This is a genomic window from Pseudoxanthomonas sp. JBR18 (genome assembly GCF_028198165.1).
Classification (GTDB): domain Bacteria; phylum Pseudomonadota; class Gammaproteobacteria; order Xanthomonadales; family Xanthomonadaceae; genus Pseudoxanthomonas_A.
The window spans coordinates 1,913,688-1,930,830 of the sequence record NZ_CP116339.1; the positions used below are offsets into that span (position 1 = coordinate 1,913,688).

The 17,143-nt window shown below is 68.1% G+C and carries 16 protein-coding genes; 11 read left to right on the plus strand and 5 right to left on the minus strand.

Annotated elements, in window-relative coordinates; genetic code table 11:
• Nucleotides 1–111: 111 nt before the first annotated feature.
• Nucleotides 112–948, plus strand: coding sequence for an alpha/beta fold hydrolase (locus tag PJ250_RS08665; RefSeq protein ID WP_271648179.1), 837 nt, complete (start codon nucleotides 112–114; stop codon nucleotides 946–948).
• A gap of 317 nt (nucleotides 949–1,265) precedes the next feature.
• Complete coding sequence (locus PJ250_RS08670; protein WP_271648180.1) at nucleotides 1,266–2,687, plus strand: carboxylesterase/lipase family protein; 1,422 nt, start codon at nucleotides 1,266–1,268, stop codon at nucleotides 2,685–2,687.
• Nucleotides 2,688–2,699: 12 nt separating this feature from the next.
• Here PJ250_RS08670 and PJ250_RS08675 read toward each other — a convergent pair whose 3' ends face one another.
• Entirely contained in the window at nucleotides 2,700–4,013 is a 1,314-nt protein-coding gene (locus PJ250_RS08675) for an Nramp family divalent metal transporter (protein WP_271648181.1), read from the minus strand.
• Nucleotides 4,014–4,224: 211 nt separating this feature from the next.
• On the opposite strand from PJ250_RS08675, the gene PJ250_RS08680 reads away from it, so the two are divergent.
• The 4 genes from PJ250_RS08680 (at nucleotide 4,225) to PJ250_RS08695 (ending at nucleotide 6,537) form a co-directional block, all read left to right on the plus strand.
• Nucleotides 4,225–4,581 (plus strand): hypothetical protein, encoded by a 357-nt coding sequence (locus PJ250_RS08680; protein WP_271648182.1) that lies wholly within the window; start codon nucleotides 4,225–4,227, stop codon nucleotides 4,579–4,581.
• 84 nt (nucleotides 4,582–4,665) lie between these two features.
• Complete coding sequence (locus PJ250_RS08685) at nucleotides 4,666–5,148, plus strand: flavin reductase (protein WP_271648183.1); 483 nt, start codon at nucleotides 4,666–4,668, stop codon at nucleotides 5,146–5,148.
• 152 nt (nucleotides 5,149–5,300) lie between these two features.
• Complete coding sequence (locus PJ250_RS08690) at nucleotides 5,301–6,029, plus strand: haloacid dehalogenase type II (protein ID WP_271648184.1); 729 nt, start codon at nucleotides 5,301–5,303, stop codon at nucleotides 6,027–6,029.
• A gap of 25 nt (nucleotides 6,030–6,054) precedes the next feature.
• Nucleotides 6,055–6,537 (plus strand): Lrp/AsnC family transcriptional regulator, encoded by a 483-nt coding sequence (locus PJ250_RS08695; protein ID WP_271648185.1) that lies wholly within the window; start codon nucleotides 6,055–6,057, stop codon nucleotides 6,535–6,537.
• An 18-nt stretch (nucleotides 6,538–6,555) separates the two neighbouring features.
• On the opposite strand, the gene PJ250_RS08700 is transcribed toward PJ250_RS08695, so the two are convergent.
• From PJ250_RS08700 to PJ250_RS08710, 3 genes are all read right to left on the minus strand, one after another.
• Nucleotides 6,556–8,403 (minus strand): family 43 glycosylhydrolase, encoded by a 1,848-nt coding sequence (locus PJ250_RS08700; RefSeq protein ID WP_271648186.1) that lies wholly within the window; start codon nucleotides 8,401–8,403, stop codon nucleotides 6,556–6,558.
• A 451-nt stretch (nucleotides 8,404–8,854) separates the two neighbouring features.
• Complete coding sequence (fabV, locus tag PJ250_RS08705) at nucleotides 8,855–10,060, minus strand: enoyl-ACP reductase FabV (RefSeq protein WP_271648187.1); 1,206 nt, start codon at nucleotides 10,058–10,060, stop codon at nucleotides 8,855–8,857.
• A gap of 171 nt (nucleotides 10,061–10,231) precedes the next feature.
• Complete coding sequence (locus tag PJ250_RS08710; protein ID WP_271648188.1) at nucleotides 10,232–10,465, minus strand: hypothetical protein; 234 nt, start codon at nucleotides 10,463–10,465, stop codon at nucleotides 10,232–10,234.
• A 140-nt stretch (nucleotides 10,466–10,605) separates the two neighbouring features.
• On the opposite strand from PJ250_RS08710, the gene PJ250_RS08715 reads away from it, so the two are divergent.
• From PJ250_RS08715 to PJ250_RS08725, 3 genes are all read left to right on the plus strand, one after another.
• On the plus strand, nucleotides 10,606–12,600 hold the full coding sequence (locus tag PJ250_RS08715; protein WP_271648189.1) for a bifunctional 2',3'-cyclic-nucleotide 2'-phosphodiesterase/3'-nucleotidase: 1,995 nt from the start codon (nucleotides 10,606–10,608) through the stop codon (nucleotides 12,598–12,600).
• A gap of 54 nt (nucleotides 12,601–12,654) precedes the next feature.
• A complete protein-coding gene (locus tag PJ250_RS08720) occupies nucleotides 12,655–12,999 on the plus strand; it encodes an antibiotic biosynthesis monooxygenase family protein (protein ID WP_271648190.1) in 345 nt (114 codons plus the stop codon).
• Nucleotides 13,000–13,101: 102 nt separating this feature from the next.
• Nucleotides 13,102–14,160: an alpha/beta hydrolase fold domain-containing protein gene (locus tag PJ250_RS08725; RefSeq protein WP_271648574.1), complete on the plus strand. Its 1,059-nt coding sequence runs from the start codon at nucleotides 13,102–13,104 to the stop codon at nucleotides 14,158–14,160.
• A 3-nt stretch (nucleotides 14,161–14,163) separates the two neighbouring features.
• Here PJ250_RS08725 and PJ250_RS08730 read toward each other — a convergent pair whose 3' ends face one another.
• Nucleotides 14,164–15,576, minus strand: a complete 1,413-nt coding sequence (locus PJ250_RS08730; RefSeq protein ID WP_271648191.1) for an amino acid permease — start codon at nucleotides 15,574–15,576, stop codon at nucleotides 14,164–14,166.
• 222 nt (nucleotides 15,577–15,798) lie between these two features.
• On the opposite strand from PJ250_RS08730, the gene PJ250_RS08735 reads away from it, so the two are divergent.
• Both PJ250_RS08735 and map read left to right on the plus strand, forming a co-directional pair.
• A complete protein-coding gene (locus tag PJ250_RS08735; RefSeq protein WP_271648192.1) occupies nucleotides 15,799–16,011 on the plus strand; it encodes a ParD-like family protein in 213 nt (70 codons plus the stop codon).
• Nucleotides 16,008–16,784 carry a type I methionyl aminopeptidase gene (gene map / locus PJ250_RS08740; RefSeq protein WP_271648193.1) on the plus strand — a complete coding sequence of 259 codons (777 nt, stop codon included), beginning with the start codon at nucleotides 16,008–16,010 and terminating at the stop codon, nucleotides 16,782–16,784. Before PJ250_RS08735 ends, map begins: the two co-directional genes overlap by 4 nt.
• Nucleotides 16,785–17,143: the final 359 nt, after the last annotated feature.

The following is a 17,143-nucleotide window of genomic DNA, read 5'->3' on the forward strand; positions in this document are numbered from 1 at the left end:
CCTCGCCCCATGCCTCGGTACGCACCACGCACTTCCCCCCCCGCGATGGCTGGCGTCATCTGTCCGGCCTAGCCTCAGTCGTTCCCGCCCTTCAACCCGGAGCACACGATCATGAGCACAGTCACCACCCAAGACGGCGTCGAGATTTTCTTCAAGGACTGGGGCCCCAAGACGGCCCAGCCCATCATGTTCCATCACGGTTGGCCGCTCTCGAGCGACGACTGGGATGCGCAGATGCTGTACTTCCTCGGCAAGGGCTTCCGGGTCGTCGCCCACGACCGGCGCGGCCACGGCCGCTCCAGCCAGGTCAGCGAGGGCCACGACATGGGCCATTACGCCGCCGACGCGGCCGCGGTGGTCGAGCACCTGGACCTGCGCGAGGCGGTGCACATCGGGCACTCCACCGGCGGTGGCGAGGTGGCCCGCTACGTGGCGCGTCACGGCCAGCCGGCCGGGCGCGTAGCCAAGGCCGTGCTGGTCAGTGCGGTGCCGCCGCTGATGGTCAAGACCCCGGACAACCCGGGCGGCACGCCGATCGAGGTGTTCGACGGCTTCCGCCAGGCCCTGGCCGGCAACCGCGCACAGTTCTTCCTGGACGTGGCCGCCGGTCCGTTTTACGGCTTCAATCGCGAGGGCGCACAGGTCTCCCAGGGCGTGATCGAGAACTGGTGGCGGCAGGGCATGGCCGGCGGTGCCAAGGCGCACTACGAGGGCATCAAGGCGTTCTCGGAAACCGACCAGACCGAGGACCTCAAGCAGATCACCGTGCCGACCCTGGTGATGCATGGCGACGACGACCAGATCGTGCCGATCGACGATGCCTCGCGCCTGTCGGTCAAACTGCTGCAGAACGGCACGCTCAAGGTCTATCCGGGCTTCCCGCACGGCATGCTCACCACCCATGCGCAGGTCCTCAACGACGACCTGCTGGCCTTCATCCAGGGCTGATTCGCGTTGGGCTTCCCGGTCTCGCTCCGCGGCGGAGCGTGGCCGGGAAAACCCCGCGGCTGGCCCCGCGCGGATATTGGCCTCCTGGCAGCGCGATCGGATGGCGCCGGGGATCGGTGCGCAATCCACGCACGCGCATCGATGGCCGGCCGTCGCCGGGTCCGTCGGCAGCGCATCGGTGATCTGAACGGCAGCGGTCTGCGACGTTCAATCCGGCGGCCGCTGAACCGGGCAGGCCGCACTGCGGGATGACAAGCCGGCGCCATTGCGCGATCTTCGGCGGCGCCCGCGGCTGGCGGGCGTGATGAGGAATGCCGATGTCGCTGTCCCGCTCGCTGCTGCCCACGCTCGCGCTGTGCGCCTCGCTGGCCCTGCTGTCCGCCTGCGCGACCGGATCCGATGCCACGCCGCCAGACCAGGTACGCATCGACACCGGGCGCCTGCAGGGCGCGCGCGCCGATGGTGTGACCGCGTTCAAGGGCATCCCGTTCGCCGCTCCGCCGGTGGGTGCGCTGCGCTGGCGCGCGCCGCAGCCGGCCGCGGCCTGGTCCGGCGTGCGCGATGCCAGCGCCTATGGTCCGGACTGCATGCAAAAGCCCTTCCCCAGCGACGCTGCGCCACTGGGCACCACCCCGGCCGAGGACTGTCTGTACGCCAATGTCTGGAGGCCGGCCGATGCCAAGGGCAAGCTGCCGGTGCTGGTGTGGATCTACGGCGGCGGCTTCGTCAATGGCGGCGCATCGCCGCCGACCTATGCCGGCGCGGCGTTGGCCCGGCAGGGCATCGTGGTGGCCAGCTTCAATTACCGCGTGGGCCGCTTCGGCACTTTCGCCCATCCGCAGCTGACCGCCGACGACGCCGACCACGGCCTGCTGGCCAACTACGGCTACATGGACCAGCTCGCGGCCTTGCGCTGGGTCCAGCGCAACATCGCGGCCTTTGGTGGCGATCCGGACCGGGTCACCATCGTCGGCGAGAGTGCAGGCGGGATGTCGGTGCACATGCTGCTGACCTCGCCGATGGCGGCCGGGCTGTTCGACCAGGCGGTGATCCAGTCCGGTGGCGACGGCATCAGCAAGGGCGACCTGGCCGGGGCCGAAGCGACCGGCGTGCGCTTCGCCCAGTCCAAGGGCATCGCCGCCGATGATCCGCAGGCGCTGGCCAAGCTGCGTGCGCTCTCGCCGCAGGCGGTCACCGACGGCTTGAACCTGGCCACCGCCTTCGCCCCCAGCGATGCGCCCAAGACCTTCAGCAGCCCCATCGTCGATGGCAAGGTCGCCGTGGACATGGGGACGGCGTACGCTGCGGGACGGTTCAACAAGGTCCCGGTGATGGTCGGCGCCACCAGCAACGACATCGGCGGGCGCGAGGGCTACATGGTCACCGGCGCGCGCAAGGTCGCCGGCCTGCTGGCCGACCAGGGCATCCCGACCTGGTACTACCGGTTCTCTTACGTGGCCGGCTCGGCGCGCACGCCGGACAATGCGGGCGCCAACCACGCCAGCGACATCCCGTTCTTCTTCGACACCGCCGACATCAAGTACGGCGCCGACACCACCGCGCAGGACCGCACGGCCGCGCGCCTGGCCAGCGGCTATCTGGTGAACTTCGTCAAGACCGGCAATCCCAACGGCGCGGGGCTGCCGACCTGGACGCGCTACGACAGCGCCACCCACCCGATGCTGGACCTGACTGCGCAGGGCACCGCGGTGGGCGAGCCCGACCCCTGGGCGCCCTAGGGGCGACACGCCCTAGGCGATCCAGAAATACAGCAGCGCCAGGTTCGCCAGCGAGATCACGCCGAACAACAGCCACGCCAACGCCGCCACCGGCACACTGTTGGCAAAGCGCCCCATCAGCGTGCGGTCGGAAGTGAAGCGGATCAGCGGCCACAGCGCGAAGGGCAGCTGCAGGCTCAGCACCACCTGGCTGAGCACCAGCAGCTTGCCCACCGCGCCCTCGCCCAGCCACAGCACGCCGGCCAGGGCTGGAGCCAGGGCCAGGGCGCGGGTGATCAGGCGCCGCTGCCAGCACGGGATCTTGATGTGCAGGAAGCCATCCATCACCACCTGCCCGGCGATGGTGCCGGTGAAGGTCGAGCTCTGCCCGGAGGCCAGCAGCGCCACGCCGAACAGCAGGCTGGCCACGGTGCCGCCGACCAGCGGATCGAGCAGGTGGTAGGCGTCCTGGATCTCCACCACCGTCTGCCCGTTGCGATGGAATGCCGCCGCGGCCAGGATCAGGATCGCCGCGTTGACCAGCAGCGCCAGCGACAGCGAGCCAATGGTGTCCACACGGGCAAAGCGCACCGCGCTGGCCTTGGCGGCGTCATCGCCTCCGCCCACGCGGGTTTGCACCACCGAGGAGTGCAGGTACAGGTTGTGCGGCATCACCGTGGCGCCCAGGATGCCGATGGCCAGGTACAGCGGCGCCTGATGGCTCAGCATCTCCCAGCTCGGGCGCAGGCCCGCGGCCACCTCCGGCCACAGCGGTTTGATCAGCAGCAGTTCCACGGCGAAGCAGACGCCGATCGTGACGATCAGGCCCAGCACGATGGCCTCCAGCCGGCGGAACTTCGCCCCCTGCAAGGCCAGCACGATCACCGTGTCGAAGGCGGTCAGCACCACGCCGGTGGTGATCGAGACGCCCAACAGCAGATGGAAGGCCAGCGCCGCGCCCAGCACCTCGGCCAGGTCGGTGGCCACGATGGACAGCTCGGCCAGCAGCCATTGCCCGCGCGCCACGCGCGGCGCGTAGCGCGCGCTGGACAGCTGCGCCAGGTCCTGCCCGGTGACGATGCCCAGGCGCGAGGCGAGGTTCTGCAGGACCATGCCCGACAGGCTGGCCAGGACCACCACGAACAGCAACGCATACCCAAAGCGCGATCCCGCTTCGATCGCCGTGGCCCAGTTGCCCGGGTCCATATAGCCCACCGACACCAGCAGCCCGGGGCCGAGGAAGGCCAGCAGCCGCCGCGGCAGCGAGGCGCCTGCCGGCACCGCGACGCTGTCGGTGACGGCCGAAGGACAGAACGGCGCCGTGGCGGTCGTGGGGAGCTTGTACATCGATGCGGGACAGCTTGGCGGAGGGAGTCCCGCTAGCCTAGCCCTGGCGAGGCGCCGCCGGCCATGCGCGGCGCGTGCGATCACCGGGCATGCGGTGCAGCACGCGCATCGCGTCCGGCCTGTCGCACCAGGACGGGCTGTTTCACGGCATTCCAACCCAGGCTCTGGGATGTTCGATGGACGGGGCAATCGGGACAAACGAGGGGTAAAAATGGGGAGTGCGAAGGATCCGCGCGGCGCCGGTCACCAGCTGGTGTGGTGTCTGGACCGCGAAGAAGATTACTGGCGCACGTACTGCGCCGGGCAGGGCATGTCCACGGAAGAGTTCGATGCGCGCTGGCCGGTGGTCAGCCTGGCCTACCGCATCGCGCTGGATCACCCGCGCGAGTCGGTGGAAGAGGCGCTTCGGCGCTTTCTGCGCGACACCAACGGATCGGGCCTTGACGAAGACAGCCGGCGTCAGGCGTTCGGTCGGATCTGGGGCCGGATCCTGGCCCGCCAGCATGGGGATCTTCCGCCTGGCACGACGCTGGAAGCCGCGCCGCCGGGGTCTTCAGCGGTGGAATAGGTCGCCCCGCCTGCCCAGGCGATCCGCAGCGTGTCGTGCACGGGTGTGAAACCGCCCGCCACAAGCGTGGACAATAGGCGGGTCATGAATTCCGAACGTTTCCGCCACGCCATGTCACGCCTGGGCGCGGCCATCAATGTCGTCACCACCGCAGGCCCGGCCGGGCGCCACGGCCTCACGGCCTCGGCCGTGTGCAGCGTGACCGATGCGCCTCCGACCGTCCTGGTCTGCATGAACCGCCGTTCCGGCTCGCATCAGGTGTTTCGCGACAACGGCGTGCTGTGCGTCAACGTGCTGTCGCGCCACCATCGCGTCGTGGCCGGCCGCTTCGCCACGCCGGCCGATGCCGGGACCCGCTTCGAGCACGACGCCTGGGAGGTGCTGGAGACCGGCGCCCCGGTATTGGCCGATGCCAGCGCCGCGCTGGACTGCCGCATCACCGACATCAGCGAGGTGGGCACCCACAGCGTGTTCTTCTGCGAGGTGGTGGCCGTCAGCACGGCCGCGCAGGCGGGAGGATTGGTCTGGTTCGACCGCGCCTACCATCCGCTGGGCGATCCCGACTAGCGGCCCTCCGGCCGGGTCGAGCGTGCCGCGTCGCCGCGCCTGCCTTGCGTGCGTCGCGCTCGCCGCCGATCGCACCGGCACCGACATCGGCCTGATCGTCCAGTGCCCTGCCAGGGCCTTGGACAAGACGCTTAACCTCAAGGATATCCACCATGCAGTTGACCGATTTCAAGGCCCTCACCTTCGACTGCTACGGCACGTTGATCGACTGGGAATCGGGCATGATCGAAGGCCTGGCCGCGTTGACCGCCAAGGCATCCAGGGCCGGTCTGCAGCTCGGCCGCGACCAGATCCTGCAGGCCCACGCTCGCCACGAATCCACCCTGCAGCGCGACACCCCGGCCAAGCGCTACTGCGATTTGCTGGCGGTGGTGTACAAGCGCTTGGCCGACGAATGGGGTGTTGCGGTGTCGGTGGATGAGTGCGAACACTACGGGCGCTCGGTGCGCCACTGGCCGGCGTTCCCGGATTCGGCCGAGGCTCTGCAGTATCTGAAGAAGCACTACAAGCTGGTGATCCTCTCCAACGTCGACAACCGCTCCTTCAGCCATTCCAACGAGAAGCTGCAGGTCCAATTCGATGCGATCTACACCGCCGAGGACATCGGCTCGTACAAGCCGTCTCCGCGCAATTTCGCCTACATGCTCGAAAGCCTGGCCGAGCTCGGCTTGGGCAAGCAGGACATCCTGCATACCGCCGAGAGCCTGTACCACGACCACCAGCCGGCCAACGCCCACGGGCTCGCCAGCTGTTGGATCTACCGTCGCCACGCCCAGCAGGGTTACGGGGCGACCATGGACCCGGGCATCAAGCCCAAGACCGATTTCTGCTTCCACTCCATGGCCGACCTGGTGAAGGCGCACCAGCGGGCCCTGCGGTAAGGCGCAGAAGACCAAGACATCCGCCATGGACAAGCCACCCAAGCTCGACCGCATCGACATCAACATCCTGGCCGAACTGCAACGCAACGGGCGGGTCACCAACGCGGACCTGGCCGAGCGCGTCGGCCTGTCGGCCAGCCCGTGCCTGGCGCGGGTCAAGCGGCTGGAGCGCGCCGGCTACATCGCCGGCTATGGCGCGCGCCTGGATCTGGCCAAGCTGTTCCGGGTGCAGGTGGTCTACACCTCGGTGACGCTGGTCAATCACCGGCGCGAGGATTTCGACAAGTTCGAACACGGCCTGCGCAGCATCGACGAGCTCAACGAATGTCACCTGGTCAGCGGTGGCTTCGATTATCTGCTCAAGTTCGTGGTGCGCGACGTGGCCCACTACCAGGAGCTGATCGAGACCCTCCTGGACCGCAACATCGGCATCAGCAAGTATTTTTCCTACATCGTCATCAAGTCGCCGATCGTCAAGGTCGATGTCTCGATGAAGTCGCTGGTCTGAGCGCACCTGCGTTGGCGTTCAGGGCATGGACACCACGCGCCCCAGCGGTGACACCCCGGCCTCGTTGAACGCTTCCACCGACACCGAGTACCCGGGCTGCACGTTGAGCGCACGCAGCTCCAGCGTGGTGCCATGGTCGGTGAAGATCTGGTAGGACAGGGTGAGCCGATCGGGGCGCACGCCCCAGCGCACGTTGTAACCGATCGCACCGGGCACGGGGGTCCAGGCGATCGTCGCGTCGCGGCGGTCGTCATGGCGCGTGGCGGTGATGCCGGTGGGGGCGGCCGGCGGCGGGCCGTCGGCATTGCCAAACACGCGCAGCCCGCTGATGGCCAGGTGCGCGCCGCCGATGTGGCCATGCACGTAGCGGACGTAGCGGGTACGCACCGGCGTGTCGAGCTGCAGGTAGGCGTTCGGCCGGTCGCGGCGCGTGGCCGGGGCGTCGTCGATGCGCGCCAGCGGCGCCCAGTGCGTCCCGTCGTGCGACTGCTGCAGCTCGAAGCTGGTGTAGATGTCCGGCGCATCCACATAGCGCCCGGCCTGGTAGTCGGCGAAGTTCACCTGCACCGCGCGCACCGTCATCTCCGCGCCCAGGTCCACGCGCAGCGTCTGCCCGGTCTCGGTCCTGCCCGCCACCCAGAAGGTCCGCGCATCCTCGTCCGTGGCACGCCCCGCTTGGAACTCACCGAGCGTGGATGAGGCGAGCGCGGGCTTGCGCCAGGACAGCAGCATCCAGCCGGTGAACAGCGCTTCGGGATCATCGACTTTGTTGGTGGGCATCCAGTGCGGAAAGTCGCCGAAGCGGGTGGACACCGCCATCTGGCCATCGTCGTAGAAGCGCGCCGGATACATCCCGATGCGGCGCTCGAAAGTGCCATTGACCCCGATCCATGACGTGCCTGTGTTCCACCAGTTGCCGTGCGCATCTTCGAAGGTGGAGCCATGCCCCGCACCCACGACGAAGCCGCCGGGCTTGTAGGCGATCGGGTTGTACTCGGCGTAGGTGAACGGCCCCAGCGGCCCGTCGCCCACATAGGTGCCATTGCCGTAGACGTTGTACTCGGTCCCCGGTGCGCCGTACTGCAGGTAGTAGCGCCCACCGTGCCGGGTCATCCAGGCGCCCTCCAGGTAGTTGCCGATCGGCTTGCCGTCGGGAAAGCGCGCGCCGTGATGATCGGGGCCGAAACGTTCCCAGCCATGTCGGTCCGGCTGCAGGGTCAGCAGCGGCTTGGGCTTGCCGCGGTAGGACCAGCGTCCCGGCGCGCGGTCCAGCGCAATGCCGTAGAGGGGATAGACATCCGACGAACCCCAGTACAGGTACCACTGGCCGTCGTCATCGATGAACAGGTCCGGGTCCCACGGACCGGACGGGATCATGCCCTTGGGCACCTGATCGTCCAGGTTGGCCTTGACCGCATCTGGCAGCGGCGGCAGCACGCGGGTCAAAAAGTCCAGCCGCCCGCTGCCCGGATCCGTGCTTTCCAGCACCGGACGCGGCGCGTAGGCCGACTGCATCAGCACCAGGCGCTGGCCATCGGAGACCGCCGCCGGCGCAACCACCGGCTCGAAGGACCAGCGGCTGGGCGCGATGAACGTCCAGTCCAGCAGGTTGGCCGAACGCCAATAGCCCTCGGCAATGGTCAGGAACAGGTAATAGGCCCCGTCGTGGCGCACGATCACCGGATCGGCGCCGGTGCGGTAGCTCACCGCATCATTGAGGTGCTCGAAGTTGTAGCGATAGTCCACATCGACCGGATTGGCGTAACTGCGCCGCGTCTCCTGCGCCTGCGCGGTACAGGCCGCCGTGCAGGCCAGCAGGGCAAAGACCGCGTGCGCTGCGCGGACGAATCGGCGGGGACGGGACATGCAGCAGATCCGGGGGCGAACGGGCGCCCATGGTGCCGCCACGTTGTAACCGATGCCTTCCGCGTCGCAGCATCTGGCGTCGAGTCAGCCAGGCGCGCCCGCATGCGGCCCTGAGCCACTCATCCCTCGGGCACCGCCCGTTGGCATCGTGCCAAGCCGGGCAGGACATGCGCAGGTGCGTGCGTGGTGGTTGGAACTGGGGGGCCGAACGCAGCGCGCGCGTTCGGCGCTGCCCGCATCTGCACCTGTTCAAAATCAGATGCCCGCGCGGAGCGGGCATCTGCCGGCGCAAAGTAGCGCGCCGAAACGTTTCGCCGCATGTCGTCACATGGCACGGCGTCGCAGCAGACTAGTGCACCCAACCCGACTGCCAGCCAAACGGGCGCTCACATCGGGCAGAAATAAGCCCGCGCGGCGGCGGGCTCTTCCAGGCTGACGCGGGCACGGGACTTCAGAGTTCGATCACGTCGAAGCGCACGTCTGGGTTCACCTCGGCGTCGTAGTCCACGTCATCACGCTCGAAGCCGAACAGCTTGAGGAACTCGTGCTTGTAGCTGGCGTAGTCGGTCAGCTGGAACAGGTTTTCGGTGGTGACCTGCGGCCAGATCGCCTTGGCAGGGTCCTGCACTTCGGGCTTGAGCTCCCAGTCGTCCAGGCGCAGACGATGCTCCTCGTCGACTTCGGCCGGCGCGCCATCGGCGCGGTACATGCGCTCGCGGAACAGGCGGTCCAGCTGCTCGATGGTGCCTTCGTGCAGACCGAGTTCCTTCATCACCTTGAAGGCGATGGCGATGTACAGCGGCAGCACCGGGATGGCGGCGCTGGCCTGGGTCACTACCGACTTGAGCACCGCCACATTGGCGCCGCCGCCGGTGGCGGCAAGCTGGGCATCCAGACGACGCGCGGTGGCGTCCAGATCGGCCTTGGCCTTGCCCAGTGCGCCGTGCCAGTAGATCGGCCAGGTGATCTCGGTGCCGATGTAGCTGAAGGCCACCGTCCTGGCGGCCGGGGCCAGCACGCCGGCCTGGCTGAGCGCGTCGATCCACAGCTGCCAGTCCTGGCCGCCCATCACGGTGATGGTGTCCTCGATTTCCTGCTCGGTGGCCGGCTCCAGCGTGGCCTGGATCACCTGGTCCTTGTTGGTGTCGATGGCGCTGGAGGTGTAGGGCGCGCCGATCGGCTTGAGCGCCGAGCGCTTGAGCTCACCGGTGGACGGCAGCTTGCGCACCGGCGAGGCCAGCGAATAGACCACTAGGTCGACCTGGCCGCCCATCTCGGTCTTGATCAGCTCGATGACCTTGGCCCGCGCCTCGTCGGAGAACGCATCGCCATTGATCGAGCGGCTATACAGCCCTTCGGCCTTGGCGAACTTGTCGAAGGCCGCGGCGTTGTACCAGCCGGCGGTGCCGGCCTTCTTCTCGCTGCCGGGCTTTTCGAAGAACACCCCGAGCGTGTCGGCGCCGAAGCCGAAGGCGGCGGAGATGCGCGCGGCCAGGCCGTAGCCGCTGGAGGCGCCGATGACCAGCACCTTCTTGGGGCCATCGGTGCGCACGCCCAGGGCGCGGGTGGCGGCGATCTGGTCGCGGACATTCAGTTCACACCCGAGCGGATGGGTGGTGGTGCAGATGAATCCGCGGACCTTGGGATGGATGATCAAGACGATGCCTCTTGGAAGAACGTTGCGCGCGGCATCTTAATCCCCGCGCCGCCATACGACCACGTGCGCAGGCGTATGGCATCTGGCTTGGGAACGCTGCAGGCCGGCTGCCTAGCGCCGCGATGCGGTTGCCGTGCACACCGCCAGCCCGGCCAGGACGGCGCCCGTGAGTCAGCGCTGCCAGGGGGGGCGCTGGGCCATAAACACGGCGATGCTGCCGGCCAACATCACGAGCACCGCGTCGAACGCCGCGCGGAGCGCGATCCGGGTCAGGCCCAGCACCAGCGACTGGGTCAGGACCGTGCCCAGGGCGATCAGGGCGAGGCGAGCAGGTGGCTGGCTTCGGGCATGGCGACATGCTCCCTGTGGAGGCGGGGAGGGCGATGGCGAAAACGGCGCGGCCATGACGCGGGGCGACCGGGATCGCCCGTGCACAGCCCAGCGTCCAACCCGGCCGCCCCGACGTGCGAAGTCAGGGTCGGCGACATCGTCGGGTCAAGCGAATCTGATACCGTCCCGCCCCTTGTTTCCAGCCTGTTTCCGCCATGCCCCTGTCGCTGCGCCGCGTCCCTGCCTTCCTTGCTGTCTCCCTGGCCCTGGCCAGCTGTGCCACCACGCCCGCCGCCCGGGCACCGCTGGCCGACGGCGCCACCGCCCAGGTGGCGATCCTGGAGACCACCGATGTCCACTCCAACGTGCTGAGCTACGACTACTACAAGGCGCGGGAAGACGATTCGGTCGGCTACGAGCGCGTGGCCACGCTGATCCGCCAGGCGCGCGCAGAGTTCGCCAACAGCCTCCTGTTCGACGATGGCGACACCATCCAGGGCACGGTGCTGGCCGACTTCCAGGCCAAGGTGCAACCGGTCGGCTGCGACGAGGAGCTGGGCGTCTACAAGGCCTTCGACGCCATGGGCTACGACGGCGGCACCGCGGGCAACCATGAGTTCAATTACGGCCTGCATTTCCTGTCCCAGGTGACCGGCACGCCGATGAACGTCGACGGCGGCACCACCCAGCGCTGCAAAGGGCCGGACTATCCGCTGGTGCTGTCCAATGTGTTCAGCACCCGCGACAACCAGCCGATCTTCAAGCCCTGGGCCGTGGTGACCAAGAACATCGTCGTCACCGGGGCCGACGGCAAGCCGCAGGTGGTGCCGTTGAAGGTGGGCATCATCGGCTTCACCCCGCCGCCGATCCTGGCCTGGGACAAGCAGAACCTCGAGGGCAAGGTCACCGTCACCGGCCCGGTCGAGGCGGCCAGGCGCTATCTGCCCGAGCTTCAGGCGCAGCATCCGGACATCGTGGTCGGCATCCTGCACGGCGGGCTCAACGCCGCGCCGTACACGCCGGACATGGAGAACGGCGGCTGGCACCTGGCCGGGGTGGACGGCATTGACGTGCTGCTGCTGGGCCACTCGCATACCGAGTTCCCGGGGCCGCGCTACAAGGATCTGCCCGACACCGATGCCACGCGCGGTTTCGTGCGCGGCAAGCCGGCGGTGATGGGCGGCTTCTTCGGCAAGGACCTGGGCGTGATCGACCTGCACCTGGTGCGCAGGGACGGCCGCTGGACCATCGACCCGGCCACCACCCACAGCGAGGTGCGGCCGATCTGCAAGGGCAAGGGCGACTGCGTACCGGCCGACCCGGCCATCGCCCCGCTGGTGGCCCAGGCACACGCCGCCGCACAGGCCTACGTCAACACGCCGATCGGCAAGAGCGATGTGCACTTCACCAGCTACTTCGTCGACGAGGGCAACAGCTCCGCGCTGGCCGTGGTCAACGCCGCCCAGCGCGACTACGTGCAGCGCGCGCTGCCGGCGCTGCATCCGGAGCTGGCGGGCGTGCCGGTGCTGTCGGCGGCCGCGCCGTTCCGCACCGGCTTCGGCGGACCGGACGATTACACCGACGTGCCGGCCGGCACGCTGACCCTGCGCAGCGCCGCGGACCTGTACTTCTTCCCCAATACGCTGAGCGCGGTGAAGGTGGACGGCGCCGGGCTCAAGGCCTGGCTGGAGCAGTCGGCCGAGCGTTACAACCGCATCGATCCATCCAAGCCGGATCCGCAGCCGCTGATCAACGCCCGCCACGTGGCCTTCAATGCCGACCAGATCCAGGGCGATCTGTCCTACACGATCGACCTGACCCGGCCAGCCGGGCAGCGCATCACCGACCTGCGCTACCAGGGCAAGCCGGTGCGCCCGGACCAGCCCTTCATCGTGGCCACCAACAACTACCGCGCCAGCGGCGGCGGCAATTTCCCTGGCCTGGACGGCAGCAACGTGGTGCTGGCCGCGCCGGACGGCAACCGCGAGATCCTCGCCGCCTGGCTGAAGACCAAGGGCACGGTCACCCAGGCCGACCTTGAACCGACGTCCTGGCACTTCGCCCCGATCAAGTCTGCCGGCCCGCTGACCTTTGACTGCCCGGCCGGCAAGCTGGACATCGCCAAGGCCCAGCACCTGCCGCCGATCCGTATGCTCAAGGACAACGGCGACGGCACGGCGGTATGCGCGATCGAGCTGTCTAAAAGGTGATACAAGCCGGATAGGCAACCATGCGCATCCCTCACCTGCAAAGGACATGCATGCATGATCAATGGCATCGGCTTCTGCGTGATCTATCGGGCGCGCGTGCGTCCTGAGCTTGACTCGAGTTACATCGCCGCATGGTCCCGGTTGACCCTGCGGCTGCGCGAGCAGCGCGGGGCCCTGGGATCGCGTCTCCATCGAGGTGCCGACGGTATCTTTTATGCCTACGCGCAATGGGAAAGCGCGCAAGCACGCGCCCATGCCTTCAGCCTGCCATCGTTGGATCCCGTGGCGAGTCAGCAGATGGCGGAGGCCATCATCGAATCGCTTCCCGAGATCGTGCTGGATCCGATCCTCGATCATCTGCTGACGCCTGGTGAGGCGTCGATGTCCGCGTCACACTGAGCGCGTCACTGGCCTTTCCACAACCCTCGGGGGAGTGTCTTGATCCATTCCTGTCTCGTGCGTTGCCTGCTCCTCCTCGTGCTAGCGACAACCTCTGTGGCTGTGCTCGCCCAAGATCCAGACAGCGGCGCCCGTCACGTCAAGGGGTTCGACCTCCCAGCCTCCGCATATCTGAGTGCCCAGGCAAGGAAGAAAGTCATCGCGGACGCCAACAGCGTCGACCCGCTGGCGTCCATGGACAACGCGGCGCTTGTTCGCAGTCTTCAACACCTCAGAGAGGGGACCGATGCCTGGGCGAAGGGCGAAGTGGCCAAGCTCCGTGCGCGTCATGCGGTCGAGATTTCCCATGAGCAATGGGGTGGTGTCCCCGTGGTGCTGGTGGAGCCCAAAGGCGCGAAGGGCGCGCGCGGCGCACAGCTGCTGATCGAGTTGCACGGCGGGGGGTTCGTCCTGGGGCGCGCGGAGTCGATGGGGCTGCTGGATGCGATTCCTGTCGCGGCGGCTTCCGGCATGACGGTGGCCGCCGTCGAATATCGGCAAGGCCCGGAATCCCACTTTCCCGCCGCTACTGACGATGTCCTGCGCGTCTATCGCGCGGCACTGGAACGTCTGCCGCCCAGTCGTATCGGGCTCTTCGGCTGCTCATCCGGAGGCGTGCTGACGGCCGAGGTACTGGCCCGTATCGCCGTGGAGTCGCTGCCCATGCCGGGCGCGGCAGGTGTGTTCTGCGCGGGCGGCGATGCGCGCTACGGCGGAGACTCCCGGTTCATCTCCGCCGCCATCAATGGGCTTGCGCCACCGCCATCCCAGGCCCGCACCGAGATCATGGAAGACCTTTACTACGGCGATGTCGACTTCCGGGACCCGCTGGTCTCGCCGGCCTTTTCAGACGATGTGCTTCGCCATTTCCCGCCGACACTGTTCGTGACCGCCACGCGTGCGCCGGAATTGAGCAGTGCGGTGTACATGCATGGGCGCCTGACGCGCCTGGGCCGCGGGCCACAGCTGAATGTCTGGGACGGACTGGGACACGCGTTCTACCTGGACGCGGACCTGCCCGAGAGCCGGGAGGCGTTCGAGGTGATCGCAGGTTTCTTCCGCGATCACCTCGTGCCGGCGACGCCAGACGCAGCGCAGCAACACTTCCCCGCTGCTTCGTAACCGTCAGTCCTTCGCCAACACCGCGTTGCGCCGGCCGTACAGCACGTACGCCACCAGGCCGACGACGTTCCAGATGCCGAAGTACAGCTGGGTGCGGCTGGGCAGGCTGAAGAACAGATACAGGCAGCCGAGGATCGCAACCGGGCCGACGATCCACGCCAGCGGGGTGCGGAAGGTGCGGGGGCGGTTGGGCTCGCGCTTGCGCAGCACCAGCATGCACGCGGCCACGGCGGTGAAGGCGGCCAGGGTGCCGGCGTTGGCCAGCGCGGCGATCTCGTCCAGGCGGGCGATGCCGGCCAGGGCGGCGACCAGCACCGCGGTGAAGGCGGTGGTGGCGATCGGGGTGCCGGTGCGTGCGCTGACCTTGGACAGCCCGCGTGGCAGCAGGCCGTCGCGCGACATCACGAAGAAGATGCGGCTCTGTCCGTACAGGAAGGCCAGCAGCACCGTGGGCAGCGCGATCACCGCCGCCGCGCCGATGGCCTTGGCGGCCGCGCCCTGGCCCAGTTCGCGCATGATCAGCGCCAGCGGCTCGGGGCTGTGGCCAAACACGGTGTAGCTCATCGCACCCACCGCGGCCAGCGCCACCAGCACGTAGATCACGGTGCAGCCGATCATCGAGCCGACGATGCCGATGGCCAGGTCGCGCTCGGGCTTCTTGGTTTCCTCGGCGGCGGTGGAGATCGCATCGAAGCCGTAGAAGGCGAAGAAGATGATCGCCGCCGCGGCCATGACCCCGTGCTCCACGCCATCTGCGCCCACGGACTTGGCGAAGCCGTAGGGCATGAACGGCTGCATGTGCGCACTGTCGAAATGCGGCAGGGCCACGGCCACGAAGATGCTCAGCGCGATGATCTTGACCACCACCAGGATGGCGTTGAGCGTGGCGCTCTCCTTGGTCCCGGCCATCAGCAGGCCGGCCACCACGAAGGTGATCAGCACCGCCGGCAGGTTGAGCACGCCACCGGCATGCGGGCCGGCGGTCAGCGCATGTGGCAGGTGCACGCCCCAGCCTTCCAGGAAGCCCACCGCGTAGCCCGACCAGCCTACGGCCACGGTGGAGACCACCAGCGAGTACTCCAGGATCAGGCTCCAGCCCACGATCCAGGCGATCGTCTCGCCCAGCGCGGTGTAGCTGTAGGTGTAGGCGCTGCCGGCGGCCGGCATCATCGTGGACATCTCGGCGTAGGCCAGCGCCGCGCAGGCGCAGACGATGCCCGCCGCCAGGAAGGAGATCAGCACCGCCGGTCCTGCCAGGTTGGCGCCCACACCGATCAGCGTGTAGATGCCGGTGCCGACGATGGCGCCGATCCCCAGCGCGATCAGGTGCGGCCAGCTCAGGGTGCGCTTGAGCTGGCGTCCGGCCTCGTGGACGGTGACGGTGTTGATGTCTTTACGGCGCAGCCAGGCGGACATGCGGGCCCCTTTGGAAACACGGAAAGTCCCCCAGTGTGGCCGAATCGGCCCGCGGCTTGCACCCCGCCGGGCCTGCGGCCGCGCAAGCCCGGGGCTGGGGGCACGCGCGAAACGCCGCGCTCACCGCGTTCCAGCGCGTCGCGCAGCGGTGGCCGCCTCGCTTGCGCAGGGATACACGAAACATATACGATTCATATATACCGAGCGTGTGGAGGTTTGCCGATGGGCATCGTCAACATCGATGACGAATTGCACGATCAGCTGCGTCGCGCCTGCAAGGTCAGCAGCCGCTCGATCAACGCGCAGGCCAACTTCTGGATCAAGGTCGGGATGCTGTGCGAACTGCATCCGGAGCTGAGCTTCCAGCAGATCGTCGCCAGTGAGCTGCGTGCCGCCGGCGTGCAGCCGCAAGCGCTGCGCAGCGGGCGCGCGTGATCAAGAGCACAGAGGAACTGGCGCGGATGGCCCGCGCCGGCGCGCTGCTGGCGCAGGTCTTCGACGCGCTGGGCCAACAGCGGCTGGAAGGCCGCAGCACGATGGAGCTCAACGACTTTGTCGAGCGCATGATCGTCGACGAACTGCATGCTCGGCCGGCCAGCAAGGGGCAGTACGGGTTCCCCTACGTGCTCAATGCCTCCATCGACGATGTGGTCTGCCACGGCGTGCCCGCGCACGAGGATGTGCTGCGCAGCGGGCAGATCGTCAATCTCGACATCACCCTGGAGAAGGATGGCTACCTCGCCGATTCCAGCACCACCTATCTGGTGGGCGAGGTGAGCTACCAGGCGCGGCGGCTGGTGTCAGCGGCCTACCAGGCCATGTGGAAAGGCATTGCCGCCGTGCGGCCGGGTGCGCGGTTGGGCGACATCGGCCATGCCATCGCCCATGAGGCGCGCGGACAGGGCTACAGCGTGGTGCGCGAGTATTGCGGTCACGGCATCGGCCGGGAGATGCATGAAGATCCGCAGATCCTGCACCACGGCCGTCCCGGCACCGGGCTGGTGCTGGAGGAGGGCATGACCTTCACCATCGAGCCGATGCTCAACCAGGGCAGGGCGGCGATCCGGTCCAAGCCGGAGCAGTGGCCGGTGTACACGCGGGACGGCAAGCTTTCGGCGCAGTTCGAGCACACCGTGGCCGTCACCCGAACCGGCGTGGACGTGCTGACGCTGCGCCCGGGCGAGCGCCCGCTGTGCGCGCTGGGCTGAGGCGAGCTGATCGGCCGGCGAGGCCGTAGCTCAGGCGGTTGGAGGCATCGCCGACCCGCGCCGCATCAGACTGAAATCCATCGGCATGTGCGACGCGCTTGCGGGCAGGCAGCTTGCATCGTGCGACAACGCCATCGAGCGCCACATCGCGCAACGGGCCTGGGCGGGGTGCGGTGCTTCATGCCGGGTCGACGTGGCCGCGCGCAGGCTTGGTCGCGGTCTCTCGGCTGCGCGTCCCGCGCCAGGCCCCGGGGCACTGCACCGGTCCGGTCCCTTCGCCAGTGACATGGCAGCGGATGCGGGCCTCCCGATCACGCGCTGACGCAGCCGCGAAACAGCGCCTCGCCGGAGAAGTCACA

Bases quoted from the DNA above. Each gene is read 5' to 3' on its own strand.
- PJ250_RS08665 (WP_271648179.1), top strand. From the start codon at position 112: ATGAGCACAGTCACCACCCAAGACGGCGTCGAGATTTTCTTCAAGGAC.
- PJ250_RS08700 (WP_271648186.1), bottom strand. From the start codon at position 8,403: ATGTCCCGTCCCCGCCGATTCGTCCGCGCAGCGCACGCGGTCTTTGCC.
- PJ250_RS08695 (WP_271648185.1), top strand. From the start codon at position 6,055: ATGGACAAGCCACCCAAGCTCGACCGCATCGACATCAACATCCTGGCC.
- PJ250_RS08715 (WP_271648189.1), top strand. From the start codon at position 10,606: ATGCCCCTGTCGCTGCGCCGCGTCCCTGCCTTCCTTGCTGTCTCCCTG.
- PJ250_RS08730 (WP_271648191.1), bottom strand. From the start codon at position 15,576: ATGTCCGCCTGGCTGCGCCGTAAAGACATCAACACCGTCACCGTCCAC.
- PJ250_RS08670 (WP_271648180.1), top strand. From the start codon at position 1,266: ATGTCGCTGTCCCGCTCGCTGCTGCCCACGCTCGCGCTGTGCGCCTCG.
- PJ250_RS08720 (WP_271648190.1), top strand. From the start codon at position 12,655: ATGATCAATGGCATCGGCTTCTGCGTGATCTATCGGGCGCGCGTGCGT.
- PJ250_RS08680 (WP_271648182.1), top strand. From the start codon at position 4,225: ATGGGGAGTGCGAAGGATCCGCGCGGCGCCGGTCACCAGCTGGTGTGG.
- PJ250_RS08685 (WP_271648183.1), top strand. From the start codon at position 4,666: ATGAATTCCGAACGTTTCCGCCACGCCATGTCACGCCTGGGCGCGGCC.
- PJ250_RS08735 (WP_271648192.1), top strand. From the start codon at position 15,799: ATGGGCATCGTCAACATCGATGACGAATTGCACGATCAGCTGCGTCGC.
- PJ250_RS08710 (WP_271648188.1), bottom strand. From the start codon at position 10,465: ATGGCCGCGCCGTTTTCGCCATCGCCCTCCCCGCCTCCACAGGGAGCA.
- PJ250_RS08675 (WP_271648181.1), bottom strand. From the start codon at position 4,013: ATGTACAAGCTCCCCACGACCGCCACGGCGCCGTTCTGTCCTTCGGCC.
- PJ250_RS08690 (WP_271648184.1), top strand. From the start codon at position 5,301: ATGCAGTTGACCGATTTCAAGGCCCTCACCTTCGACTGCTACGGCACG.